Annotated in this window: 14 protein-coding genes; 7 read left to right on the forward strand and 7 right to left on the reverse strand. The window is 62.3% G+C overall.

Going from position 1 to position 12,489, the window contains the following annotated elements; genetic code table 11:
* Window position 1 precedes the first annotated feature (1 nt).
* The 6 genes from ACCD05_RS13955 to ACCD05_RS13980 form a co-directional block, all read right to left on the reverse strand.
* Entirely contained in the window at window positions 2-1,279 is a 1,278-nt protein-coding gene (locus ACCD05_RS13955; protein ID WP_112981723.1) for an AAA family ATPase, read from the reverse strand.
* Between the two features lie 17 nt (window positions 1,280-1,296).
* Window positions 1,297-2,031, reverse strand: a complete 735-nt coding sequence (locus ACCD05_RS13960) for a CpaD family pilus assembly protein (protein ID WP_413393380.1) — start codon at window positions 2,029-2,031, stop codon at window positions 1,297-1,299.
* Window positions 2,032-2,048: 17 nt separating this feature from the next.
* The gene (locus ACCD05_RS13965; protein ID WP_413393381.1) at window positions 2,049-3,554 is read right to left on the reverse strand and encodes a type II and III secretion system protein family protein; all 1,506 of its coding nucleotides are present in this window, start codon (window positions 3,552-3,554) and stop codon (window positions 2,049-2,051) included.
* Between the two features lie 11 nt (window positions 3,555-3,565).
* Window positions 3,566-4,378, reverse strand: coding sequence for a Flp pilus assembly protein CpaB (cpaB, locus tag ACCD05_RS13970; RefSeq protein ID WP_047506673.1), 813 nt, complete (start codon window positions 4,376-4,378; stop codon window positions 3,566-3,568).
* 110 nt (window positions 4,379-4,488) lie between these two features.
* The gene (locus ACCD05_RS13975) at window positions 4,489-5,001 is read right to left on the reverse strand and encodes a prepilin peptidase (protein ID WP_413393383.1); all 513 of its coding nucleotides are present in this window, start codon (window positions 4,999-5,001) and stop codon (window positions 4,489-4,491) included.
* 107 nt (window positions 5,002-5,108) lie between these two features.
* Complete coding sequence (locus ACCD05_RS13980) at window positions 5,109-5,288, reverse strand: Flp family type IVb pilin (protein WP_047506676.1); 180 nt, start codon at window positions 5,286-5,288, stop codon at window positions 5,109-5,111.
* A 401-nt stretch (window positions 5,289-5,689) separates the two neighbouring features.
* Between ACCD05_RS13980 and ACCD05_RS13985 the strand changes: the two genes are divergently transcribed.
* The 7 genes from ACCD05_RS13985 (at window position 5,690) to ACCD05_RS14015 (ending at window position 11,181) form a co-directional block, all read left to right on the forward strand.
* Entirely contained in the window at window positions 5,690-6,127 is a 438-nt protein-coding gene (locus ACCD05_RS13985; protein ID WP_047506680.1) for a pilus assembly protein N-terminal domain-containing protein, read from the forward strand.
* A gap of 104 nt (window positions 6,128-6,231) precedes the next feature.
* Window positions 6,232-6,849, forward strand: a complete 618-nt coding sequence (locus ACCD05_RS13990; protein WP_047507478.1) for a TadE/TadG family type IV pilus assembly protein — start codon at window positions 6,232-6,234, stop codon at window positions 6,847-6,849.
* A gap of 2 nt (window positions 6,850-6,851) precedes the next feature.
* Window positions 6,852-7,430 (forward strand): TadE/TadG family type IV pilus assembly protein, encoded by a 579-nt coding sequence (locus ACCD05_RS13995; protein ID WP_413393469.1) that lies wholly within the window; start codon window positions 6,852-6,854, stop codon window positions 7,428-7,430.
* Between the two features lie 107 nt (window positions 7,431-7,537).
* Window positions 7,538-8,758: a phosphopentomutase gene (locus tag ACCD05_RS14000; protein ID WP_413393386.1), complete on the forward strand. Its 1,221-nt coding sequence runs from the start codon at window positions 7,538-7,540 to the stop codon at window positions 8,756-8,758.
* The gene (locus ACCD05_RS14005; protein WP_413393388.1) at window positions 8,755-9,723 is read left to right on the forward strand and encodes an adenosine deaminase; all 969 of its coding nucleotides are present in this window, start codon (window positions 8,755-8,757) and stop codon (window positions 9,721-9,723) included. The genes ACCD05_RS14000 and ACCD05_RS14005 overlap by 4 nt, the downstream gene beginning before the upstream one ends.
* A gap of 133 nt (window positions 9,724-9,856) precedes the next feature.
* Window positions 9,857-10,486 carry a uracil phosphoribosyltransferase gene (gene upp, locus ACCD05_RS14010; RefSeq protein WP_047506686.1) on the forward strand — a complete coding sequence of 210 codons (630 nt, stop codon included), beginning with the start codon at window positions 9,857-9,859 and terminating at the stop codon, window positions 10,484-10,486.
* A 161-nt stretch (window positions 10,487-10,647) separates the two neighbouring features.
* Window positions 10,648-11,181 (forward strand): TIGR02281 family clan AA aspartic protease, encoded by a 534-nt coding sequence (locus ACCD05_RS14015; protein ID WP_047506688.1) that lies wholly within the window; start codon window positions 10,648-10,650, stop codon window positions 11,179-11,181.
* On the opposite strand, the gene deoA is transcribed toward ACCD05_RS14015, so the two are convergent.
* Entirely contained in the window at window positions 11,182-12,489 is a 1,308-nt protein-coding gene (deoA, locus tag ACCD05_RS14020; protein ID WP_413393390.1) for a thymidine phosphorylase, read from the reverse strand.

Below are 12,489 nucleotides of genomic sequence, written 5' to 3' on the forward strand. Positions count from 1 at the left end.
GCTACTTGCGTTTCAGGAGGCCGAGAAGACTGCTCTTCTTCGCCTTCTTGACGGCGATGCGCCCGGTAACGATGTGCGACAGCTGCGAGAAGGTCTCGGCCGTCGGCGATTTCGGATCCATCTCCGAGATCATCCGGCCACTATTGGCAGCCGTTCCGAACAGGTTGCTGTCGAACGGGATGATGGCGACGGGCTCGCATTCCAGCGGTTCGCAGAAATCCGACGGGCTGATTTCCGGACGCTTCGGCATGCCCACCTGGTTGAGAACGAGGTGCGGCGGCTTGTCGTTCGGCCGCATCTTGCGCAGGGCGTCGATCAGGTTCTTGGTGTTGCGCAGATTGGCGAGATCGGGAGACGCGCAGATGACCACCTCGTCGGCGGCACCGAGTACCGAGCGGGTCCATTCGGACCAGGCGTGCGGCACGTCGAGAACGGTCACCGGCGCGCTGCGCTGCAGCACCTCCATGACCGGCTGGAAGGCATGTCCGTCGAAATCATAGGCGCGGTCGAGGATGGACGGCGCCGCAAGCAGCGAAAGGTGCTCGGAGCACTTCGTCAGCAGGCGGTCGAGGAACATCTCGTCGAGGCGCTCAGGCGCATAGACCGCTTCGGCAATCCCCTGCGTCGGGTCCTGATCGAAATCGATGTTCGCGGTTCCGTAGGGCAGGTCGAGATCGGCGAGGATCGTCTCGGTCGAAAACAGCCGCGAAATGCCGAAGGCGCAGTTATGCGCGATGGTCGAGGCGCCGACGCCGCCCTTGGCGCCGATGAAGGCGATGCTGCGCCCCAGTGGCTCGGCATCGGGATCGACGAAGATCGTCGCCATCGCCGTCATGATGTCGGCCATGCCCACCGGCTGCACGATATATTCGGAAATGCCGTTGCGGATCAGCTCGCGATAGAGCGCGATGTCGTTGTGGTAGCCGACGATGATGACCTTGGTCGACGGATCGCAGACGGCGGCGAGCGGCGCCAGCTCGTTGAGCAGGCCGGCGCTATTGGCGCGTGTCTCGAGAATGATCAGGTTCGGTGTCGGCGCGCTGGCAAACATGTTGGCCGCCGCCGCAATGCCGCCGCTGGTGATGCGCAGGCTCACCTTCGACAGGCGGCGATCATTGCCGCAGCGCTCCATCACCCGCTGCAGTTCTTCGCTCTCGCAAAAGGCGTGGACCGAGATGCGCGGAAGCGGGCGCATGTTTTCCAGATCGCCCATGCGCATGGCCTCTTCGGCCTGCTGAAGGTCGGCGGTGTTCGTGATGTCGTATTCAACCGTGCTCATCGTCGATCCTGGTCTGATCAGAAGCTTCCGGCGGCGTTGCCACCGACTTCTTCGATCGTGGATGTGCGTTCGCGATATTCCTTGATGGCGGCGTTGCGGCGCGTCGCGTCGATCGGCGTCATGCCGCGCGGCGCAACGAGATCTTCGGGGTTGGCGATCTGTGCCGCGAGGTTGTTCTGCGTCGCGCAGCCGAAATTATAGTAATTCTGGTTGCTGAAGTCGTTGATCATGTCCTTCGGCCACTGGCCGCACTGCGACGTCATCGCCGTGGTGCCGACGAAGGTGAGGCGGATCGGCGCCGCATCCTTGGCGTCGAGCGTCACATAGGAGCTGTTGACGATCTTCGAGCTCGCGATGCCGCGTGCGGAGAGTTCGGCGCGCACCTGGCCGCGCAGCTGGCGGGCAGCGTTGGAGTTCGGCGATCCCTCCGGCGTCAAGAGGTAGACCGGGCCGGTGGCGCGAGAGCCGTAGTTCTGCGCGAAGCCGCGGATCATGTCGCGTTGCGCTGTGTTGAGCCGACGGTCGGTCGAGGCAACCGGAATATCGACCGATTGCTCGGCTTCCGTCACCACGATCGGATGGCGCTGGCGGTAATCGTCAGGAATACCGCCTGTCGTCAGGTCGTCGCGCGAGGCGCAGCCCGAAAGCAGGGCGGCAGCGATTGCGGCCGCCGCGATCAGCGGTGTCGAAAAGCCGCGGTTACGGGCGCTGGTCTTGATCTTGGCCATCGGCGTGTCTCTGTGTTGTGCCATTGCTGATCCCGCTTCGCTCATTTGTAGATGAACCCGATTGAACCGTGGAACTGGGCGTCGGCGACCGGCGTCTTGCCGCCGTAGACCTTGTTGACGCGGTTCATGAAGAATGCCGCGCCGTCGTTCTCCGGGCTGAAATTGTCGTCAGGCCGGTTCAGCTGATTGCGGGCGACCGGACGCACGAGATAGGGCGTCGCGATGATCACGAGTTCCGTCTCGTCGCGCTCGACCGTGCGCTGGCGAAACAGCGTGCCCAGCAGCGGAATCTTGTTGGCGCCAGGCGTTCCGTTCGATGTCTGCGAGACGTTGTCGCGGATGAGACCGGCCAGTGCGATCGAGCCACCGGAAGGAAGCTCGACGGATGTCTCGGCTGAACGGCGCTGGTAGGTCGGTGCCGAGCCGGTAACCGAAGGTGCCGGCTCCGACACGTTGGTCTTGATTTCCAGGCTGATGCGGCCCGAAGACAGGACGACAGGCTTGAAGGCCAGGTTGATACCGTAGTTGTAGGGTACGACGGTGACGTTGCCGTCGTTGTCGGTCGTCGAATAGAGAACCTGGCCGCCGGAGTTGAAGGTTGCCGCCTGTCCGGAAATCGCCGTCAGCGTCGGCTCGGCAAGCGTCTTCACGACCTTTGCCTGTTCCAGCGCGCTCAGATAGGTCGAGATGTCGTACTTGCCGATCGAGCTCTTGAACAGCGCCGCCAGACCGCCGCCGACGGTTGCGGTCGCAGCGCTGGCGTTCGGCGCGCCAAGCTGCGCGACGCTGAGACCGCCGGAGTTGGAGACAAGATTGTCGAAACCGATCTGCTTCAGGATTTCGCGGCGAACTTCGGCGATTGTCACCTTCAGCGTGACCTGATCCTCGCCTTCGATCTGCAGCAGGTTGATCACCTGCGACTGCTGGCGGCTTTCCGCAAACAGCGCCACCGATCCGTCGCCGCCACCCTGGCTGCTGGCGGTTTCCGTGCGCGTCGTCGCCTCGCCGCCCTTCAGGAAGACACCGGCCAGATCAGCGGCCTGTGCTGCGTCTTGCGGCGTGCGAACGGTACCGGTCAGCACGATGTTGTCGGAGACGATCTCGACGTTGATGTTGGAATCGGGAATGAAGCGGCGCAGGTTGTTCTGCAACCCGCTGACGTCGCGCTCGATCGCGATGTCGAGGCTGACGATCTGCTGGCCGTCGGCGCCGAAGATGAAGATGTTGGTCTGCCCGACCGTCTTGCCGAACAGGTAGATGCGCCGCGAGGAGCGCGTCACCGCGTCGGCCATGCTCGGATCGGAAACGAGAATGTCGTGCGCATCGACGGGAAGGTCGATGACGATAGCCTTCTTCAGGCCAAGCTTGAGGGCGCGATGTGCGCCGGGGCCCGTCTGGGTGATGTTGACCATGCCGTCGGCGGCGGCCTCAGCCGCGCTGACGCCGACGATGGGATCGAGGAAGCTGGGCGCGACGCCGGTCAAGCCGATCGTCAGCGACAGGCAGCCTGCCATCAGATGTTTCATGTGCCGTGTTGAGTTGCCCATGTCCGTTTCCTCTACTCGGCTTTCGAAGGCGCGCTGTCGGTGACGATGGCGCCTGACTTGATGACCTGAACGATGGAGCTGCCGTTATCACCGCTGAGCAGGTAATCGGCGGCCTTGGTGTCCGGCTCGCGGGCGTCGGCGACCGAGCGCAGCGCCAGCGACAGGCGGTCGGCCATCTGCTGGGCAACCGCCAGAACCTTGGTCTGGTCAGGTGTCAGCTCCAGCGTCGCGGTCGTGCCGACCACCGCCTTGGAGCCATCGTCCTTTTCCTGAACCTGCTGGTCGATCGCGAGTACGCGCACGTTGTTGAGCACGGTCTCGGTCAGATACTTGTCGCCGTTCTTTTCCTTGCGCACCATGATGAGGTCGACGCGGTCGTTCGGCAGGATGAAGCCGCCGGCGCCGGTTGCGACCGAGATTTCGGTTGCGACCGCGCGCTTGCCCGAAGGCAGCAGCGACGACATGATGCGGCTGTTGGAATCGGCGATCTTTTCGGCCCGGATCGGCTCGCCCTCGAAGATCGGCATGCGCACCACGGCGCCCTGCAGGTCCTTGATGGCTTCTGGCTTGTCGGTTTCGGTGATGAAGCCCTGAACGACCCCGCCTGTCGGCCATGCCATCCAGTGCGCGGACTTGTCGTCGAGCCGTGCGCCGACAGGCAGATTGGCGCTGGAGACCAGAACGTTGACGGTCGGCTCCTTCTCGACCACCTGCTGGACCTGGGTCACGACCGATCCGCGGCCGGCAAGGCTCATCGCCAGAACGCCGGCCAGACCGGCGGCCACAACGGCCACTCCAAGGATCAAAATGCGGGCGGGTTTCATCAGGCGTTCCCCAAGGAATCGAAATATTCGTTCCGGAGAATTGGCTCCAATTGGTGTAATTATAGTTAACGAAAGACTTCGATCTTAGGTTAACGAGCGCTTAAGCGCCTTTATTTCAGGCCTTCCAGCGCGGTCATGAATACCGGCGAAGACGGAAATGCCAGAAAACCGCCGATCGCTATGGCGATGCCATAGGGGATCTTCTTGGCCATGAGGATAGAGTTCGGAACCGGAAGGCCGATCGCCAGAATGGTGTCTGCCTGCGTGCGGATCATCATGATGATCAGGGTCACCAGGCCGCCGAAAATGCCGACATAGCCGAGAAACTCGACGATAGCAGGGTTAAGGCCGAACCAGAGTGCCGATGCCGTCAGGAGCTTGGCGTCGCCGCCGCCCATGGTGTTGGTTGCAAACAAAACGAAGCAGACGACAAACACGGCAAGCGCGCCGGCGGCATGATTGCCGATCGCGGCCAGCGGCATGCCGGTGAAAACTGCGATGGCGAAGAAAGACGCGATGAGGATGATAGAGATCCTGTTCGGGATCGTCATCGTGAACAGATCGGAAAATGCCGCGATTGCGAGGCACAGCGGGAATATCACAAAGACGGAAGCTGCGATCATTCTGCTATCGATCCTTAAGACAAAAGGCCCACCGCGGGTTCGCGTGAGCCTATGTTTAGCGCCAGACCCGTTAAGGTCTGGCGTATATCGTGTCGCCGAAGGCGATATCAGGCCGGCGTCTTGGAAGCGATCGTGTTCGACAGGCCGTTGAACATGAGGTTCAGTTTGTTGCCGAGTGCGGTCGCGCCAGTGATGAGCGCTACGGAAATGAGCGCTGCGATCAGGCCGTATTCAATTGCGGTCGCGCCGGATTCGTCTTTCAGAAAACGGCTTACAAGCTTGGTCATGATAACTCCTAACTCCAGTTGATGTTCAGCACGTCCGCCAACTGTTTGCCGTTGATCGGATGAGCACAACCTAACGAACCGCTCTTTCAATCGGCTTAAAAAAATGGGTTACTAATATGTAAATGAAGGAGCGGTCGGCGTTATGGTAAGTAACCGTTTCAGTAGTTCTTTAGAAATTTAAATATCGTGCGGAAGATACTGCTGAATAAGGGATTCCTGATGAGCGGGCGCCCGGAGCTGTTACCTGATCCGCTCTCGTGAGCACGGTTTGCGTCATTACTGTACTGATGAGGGTGCGTTAACGTCTCGTTATGGACGGGGTCGCCCGTGTATTAAGGTTTCATGCACCATTTTTTTCTATGCTCCCGGTAAGTTAGCGTCGTGATCGTGAGAGAATCCAGATGTCATCGAGCGGCATAAGGCTAGTCCTTGCCAGTGTACTTGCCGCCGCCGCGGCCTGCGCAACTGCCTACGCCCCGGCCTTCGCCCAGCAGCAGCAGATGCTCAGGGTCTATATGGATCAGGCGCGCGTATTGAAGCTCGATCGTCCCGTCAGCAAGGTCATCGTCGGCAACGCCAAGGTGGCGGATGCGACGGTTGCCGACGCCAAGACCATCGTGCTGACAGGCCGCAGCTTCGGCAGCACCAATCTCGTCCTGCTCGATGCCGACGGCAACGCCATCCTCGATCAGAGCATCCTGGTCTCCATCGACGAAGCCAACACGGTGCGCGTGTTCCGCCAGACGGAGCGCACGGTTTTGTCCTGCACGCCGAACTGCGAACAGCACAGCGACACGACCGCCGCTGCCGGCGCCAGCGCTGGTGCAACTGGTCCCTAATCGAAGCCCTTTTACTTGTTGTTAAATTTCTGAACCGGCTTGAAACGGAAAATCAACGTTCGGCACCTAAAAGTGCATGATCGAAGCTGTGTCGGATGCAGGCCATGACGGAATTGGATCAAACAGCGGAACGGACGGATCGGCGCCAATGCAGGCGGCGGTGGTCCATTGCCGCTTTCAGGCGCTCGCGTGATGGAGCCGCCGCGATCGAATTCGCGCTTCTTGCCATTCCTTATTTCATGGTCGTCTTCGCGATCATCGAGACCTTCATCGCCTTTGCTGGCGAAGAGCTCGTGTCCAACGCCGTCGATACGCTGGGCCGCAAGATCCGCACCGGCCAGATCACAGCCACCAATACCGACCGCACCGCCTTTCGCACCGCCTTCTGCAAGGAGATCTCGATCCTGATCACCTGCTCGGCGACGGAAGCGGCAACGCCAAGCAAGCTTTTCGTCGATGTCCAGAAGTTCGCGACCTTCGCCGCCATCCCGACGACCATTCCAACGAAATCGACCGCCGCCTATTCGGACCTCGACACATCGAAACTCCAATACGCGCCAGGCGGCGCCGGCACCATCAACATGGTCCGCGCCTATTACAAGTGGCAGGTCATCGGCGATCTTATCCGTCCCTACATCTCCAACATCAGGCCATCCGACGGCTCCTCGGCCTACTTCTTGATTGTCGCGACCGCCGCGTTCCAGAACGAGCAATACCCGTGATGATGAGGATCCGCAGCGCAATTGCCAGGCTACAGGCCCTCTCTCGCCGTTTCGCGGGTGACCGCGACGGCATGGGCGCCATCGAGTTCGCCATTCTCTTCCCGATCCTCGTCATGCTCTATGTCGGCGCGTTTGAGATCACCATCGGTCTCAGCGTCAGCAAGCGCGCTTCGCGCGCCGCCGCCACGGTGGCGGATATCGTCACGCAGCAGCAGACGGTGACGAAGTCCTGGCTCGCGGACATGCCCAATGCCGCAGCCGCGATCTTCGTGCCCTACAATGCCGGAACCACGCTGAGCCTGAAGATTACAGGCATCCAGATCGACGCCGCCGCCAACCCGACCGTCAAGTGGTCCTGGGCGCAGGACAACAGCCGTCCCTACACGGTCAATTCCGCCGTGACCGTGCCGACCGATCTCAGGAAGGCCAACAGCTTCCTCGTCCGCTCGGAGCTGTCCATACCCTACAAGCTGTTCCTCTTCGCGCCCAATCTCATGCCGAACAACAGCACGCTGACCATCAGCCGCACCTATTATTACCGTCAGCGCCAGGGCGACAACGTTCTCTGCAGCGACTGCTGAGCGGACCGCGCCGACGCCCCCATTTGCCATCCTCCCGTCTCCGTTATAAGGCTTGTGACCCGGCGGCCGGCAATCCGGCGCGCCAGCTTTTCAGTGTCGGGTGAAACATGCCGCGTGCCTTTCTATTCGTGATGGATTCCTTCGGCGTCGGTGGCGCACCGGATGCGGCCGCCTATGGCGACGAGGGGGCGGATACGCTCGGCCATATCGCCGAATTCTGTGCCGCCGGCCTCGGCGACCGCGAAGGCCTGCGATCAGGCCCCTTGCAGCTGCCGAACCTGTCGGCGCTCGGCCTCCTGCACCTCGCAAAGGCGGCATCCGGCAAGATCCCCGTCGGCATGCCGATGGCCGAGAAGGTCTACGCCAGCTTCGGCTCGGCCAACGAGGTCTCGCGCGGCAAGGATACGCCGTCGGGCCATTGGGAGATCGCCGGCACGCCCGTCAATTTCGACTGGGGCTATTTCCCGACCGAGGGCGACGCCTTCGCGCCCGAATTCGTGGAAGCGCTGTGCCGCGCCGCCGAAGTGCCCGGCATCCTCGGCAATTGCCACGCGTCCGGCACCGACATCATCGCCCGCTACGGCGAGGAACACATCCGCACCGGCAAGCCGATCTGCTACACCTCTTCGGACTCCGTCTTCCAGGTCGCCGCCCACGAGAAGCATTTCGGCCTCGAGCGGCTGATGACCTTCTGCGCCATCGCCCGCGCCCTTCTCGACCGCGAAAACATCGGCCGCGTCATCGCCCGCCCCTTCGTCGGCGAAACCAAAGTGAGCTTCGAGCGCACCGGCAATCGCCGCGATTTCTCCGTGCCGCCGCCCGAGCCGACGCTGCTCGACAGATTGGTAAAGGAAGGCCGCACCGTCCATGCCGTCGGCAAGGTCGGCGATATTTTCGCCCACCAAGGCGTGTCGCGGGTCGTCAAGGCAAACGGCAATGCGGCGCTGATGGATGCGACGCTAGACGCCATGGATGTCGCCGAGGATGGCGATCTCGTCTTCACCAATTTCGTCGATTTCGACATGCTCTACGGCCACCGCCGCGACGTGCCGGGCTATGCCGCGGCCCTTGAGGCCTTCGACGCGCGCCTGTCGGAAGTCGGCGGCAAGCTGAAGCCCGGCGATCTCGTCATCATCACCGCCGACCACGGCTGCGACCCGACGTGGCGCGGCACCGACCACACCCGTGAGCGGGTTCCCATCATCGCCTATGGCCCCGGCCACCGCCCGCGCAATCTCGGCATCCGTTCGAGCTACGCCGATATCGGCGAGACCATTGCCCAGCATCTGCGCATCCCCGCCGGCCCGCACGGGAGGAGTTTTCTGTGACGTCACATTTGAAGAAGGTCGAGCTGCACTGTCATCTGGAGGGTGCCGCTCCGCCGGCGCTCACTTTGGCGCAGGCCCGCAAGTACAACATCGATATCAGCGCCTATCTGAAGGACGGCGCCTATGTCTGGCATGATTTCGCAAGCTTCCTCGAGTGCTACGACAAGATCTCCGAGGTCTACAAGACCGACGAGGACTATGCGCTACTGACCGAAACCTATCTGGCTGAACTCGCCGCGATCGGCACGATCTACAGCGAGCTCATCGTCTCGCCCGATCACGGCAAGCGCATCGGCCTCGGCGCCGACGCCTATATCGCAGGCGTGTGCGAGGGCATCCGCCGCGCCAAGGCGGCGTCAGGCATCGAGGCCCGGCTGATCGTCACCGGCGAACGCCACTTCGGCCCCGAAAGCGTCATCGGCGCTGCCGAATACGCAGCAAGCGCCGGCAATCCACTCATCACGGGCTTCAACCTTGCAGGCGAGGAGCGCATGGGCCGCGTGGCGGATTATGCGCGCGCCTTCGATATCGCCCGCGACGCCGGCCTCGGCCTCACCATCCACGCCGGCGAAGTCTGCGGCGCCTTCAGCGTCACGGATGCGCTGGATGCGGTTCGCCCGGCCCGCATCGGCCATGGCGTGCGCGCCATCGAGGATGCGGACCTCGTCAAGCGGCTGGCCGATCTCGGCACGGTGCTGGAGGTCTGCCCGGGCTCGAACATCGCGCTTAAGGTCTTCCCGGATTTCCAGTCGCACCCGCTGCGGGCGCTGAAGGATGCCGGCGTGCGCGTCACCATCAGCTCCGACGATCCGCCCTTCTTCCACACCTCGCTTGAGCGGGAATACGAGCTCGCTTCTTCCGTCTTCGGCTTCAGCGACGCCGAGATCAATGAATTTACCCGCACCGGCATCGAGGCCGCCTTCGTAGACGAGGCCACGCGTAGCGCGCTTCTGACCAGGCTCTGATCCTTCCCGATCCGGGCCAGATTGGGGATCCCAGATTGGGGATCATAGGGGCAATTTGCCCTCCGCTCTTGCGGCGGAGACAAATTCCGTGGAAGAAACATGCTATAAGAACAGCTAAAGAAAGGGCTCGGCCATGAACGGCGTAACGGTCATCGATCATCCGCTCGTGCAGCACAAACTCACCATCATGCGGCGCAAGGAAACGTCGACGGGCAGCTTCCGCCGCCTGTTGCGCGAAATCTCCACGCTCCTGTGTTACGAGGTGACGCGCGATCTCGAGCTGACGATGGCAACCATCGAAACGCCGATGCAGACGATGGAATCGCCGATCCTTGAAGGCAAGAAGCTGGTTTTCGTGTCGATCCTGCGCGCCGGCAACGGCCTGCTCGAAGGCATGCTGGAGCTGGTACCTTCCGCCCGTGTCTCGCATATCGGCATGTACCGCGATCACGACACGCTGCAGCCGGTGGAATACTATTTCAAGGCGCCCGAAGCGCTCGACGAGCGCCTGATGATCGTGGTCGATCCGATGCTCGCGACCGGCAATTCCTCGATCGCCGCCATCCACAAGCTGAAGGAACGCGGCGCGACCAACATCCGCTTCCTCTGCCTGCTCGCTGCCCCCGAAGGCATCAAGAACTTCCAGGAAGCCCATCCCGACGTGAAGATCTACACGGCCTCGATCGACAGCCATCTCAACGAGAAGGGCTATATCATGCCCGGTCTCGGCGATGCCGGCGACCGCATGTACGGCACGAAGTAATTAACGAGCCGTTTACCATTTGAAATGTTACATGGGGCCTGGACTATGTTTCCAGGCCTTATCTCCTTCTGCCGTTAGCAACTTTTCAGCAATTGTGGCTTAGCTGCTAAAGATACGGCCGCGCATGATGCACGGTTTATACAGGAAGGATTTCTGTTTCCATGCTCTTGCGTACAGTCATATTCGCAAGCATCGCAGCGGTGCTTGCCACACAGGTTCCTTCCTTCATCGGAAGCACGCCTACGCGCCCGGAAGGCCCGATCTCCGCGAATTTCGTTTCCGGCGCGGTCGATCCCACCCCCACGACCGCAATCTCAGGCAATGGCACCAGCATGCGCCTGCAGGCCGATCAGCAGGGCCACTACACCGGCGATTTCCGCATCAACGGCAAGTCGGTCTCCGGCCTGATCGACACCGGCGCCACCTATGTCGCGCTGAACGAGACCATGGCCCGCCGTCTCGGCTACACGGCAAACCAGCTCGATTTCCGCTATTCGGTCAACACCGCCAACGGCCAGACCAAGGCAGCGCACATCATGCTCGACCGCGTCGAGATCGGCGGCATCCGGGTGCGCGATGTCGAGGCTTTCGTCTTGAAGGACGAAGCCCTGTCCTCGACGCTCGTCGGCATGAGCTTCCTGAAGAAGCTCGCCTCTTATGCGGTGGCCGACGGCTCGCTCAGCATGAAGCAGTAGTCAGAAGCGCGATGAAATGACCGGTGGCAGCGCCGGCGCGCTGTCGCCGATCACGTAGTTCGCCTGAAGCGCCGCAGCCGCTATTTCCGCCGCATCATCGTTCGCCGCATGCACGAAGGCGATCGGCTCGCCGCGCTCAACGCGCGTGCCGAGCGGCAGGATATCGCTGAAACCAACCCGGTGGTCGATCCGGTCATCGGGGTGTCGCCGCCCGCCGCCGAGATCGATCAGGCTCATCCCGATATCCCTGCTGTTGCAGGCCGCAAGCCAGCCCCTTCGCGTGGCCACGACAGGCCGAATCGCTGGGGCAGTGGGCAGATAGCTGTCCGGCTTCTCCAGGAGGTCGGACGGGCCGCCCAGCATATGCGTCATGCGCCCGAATATCTCCGCGGCCTTGCCCGATGACAGCGCCTCGGCCGCCCGCGCCTCGCCATCCTCCCGCGAGGATGCGACGCCCGACTGGACGAGCATCTCGGCCGCGAAGGCGAGAACCACCCTCTCCAGCCGCGTGCCGCTCTTCTCGCCCGCGAGGAACGTGATCGCGTTGCGGATCTCCAGCGCGTTGCCCACCGCATCCGCCAGCGGCTGGTTCATGTCGGTGATGACCGCCGAAGTCTTCAGCCCGGCGCCATTCGCGACCTCGACCAGCGATTTCGCCAGTTGCTCGGCCTCCTCGGACGAGGCCATGAAGGCGCCGTTGCCGACCTTCACGTCGAGCACCAGCGTCTGCAGCCCGGCGGCCAGCTTCTTCGACAGGATCGAGGCGGTGATCAGCGGAATGGAATCCACCGTCGCCGTCACGTCCCGCACTGCGTAGAGCTTGCCGTCGGCCGGCGCCAGCGCTGCCGTCTGGCCGATGATTGCGCAGCCCGCCTCGCGTACCACCTTGCGAAACAGCGCGGCGTCGGGGGTAACTGTATAGCCTGGTATGGATTCCAGCTTGTCGAGCGTCCCGCCGGTGTGGCCGAGCCCGCGCCCTGATATCATCGGCACCGCCAGCCCGCAGGCCGCCGCGATCGGCGCCAGCATCAGCGAGACGTTATCGCCGACGCCGCCGGTCGAATGCTTGTCGGCGATCGGCCGGTCGAGATCGCTCCAGTCGAGCATGTCGCCGGAGCGCGCCATCGCCATGGTCAGCGAAACGGTCTCCTCGCGGCGCATTCCCTTGAACCATACGGCCATGGCAAAGGCGCCGATCTGCCCCTCGGAGAGCTTGCCCGCCGCAAGTGCTGCGATGAACGCCTGGATATCGTCATCGGACAGCACCGCGCCGTCGCGCTTGCGGCGAATGATCTCCTGCGGGATCAT

The sequence above is a fragment of the Rhizobium sp. Rhizsp42 genome (assembly GCF_047304155.1).
Classification (GTDB): domain Bacteria; phylum Pseudomonadota; class Alphaproteobacteria; order Rhizobiales; family Rhizobiaceae; genus Rhizobium.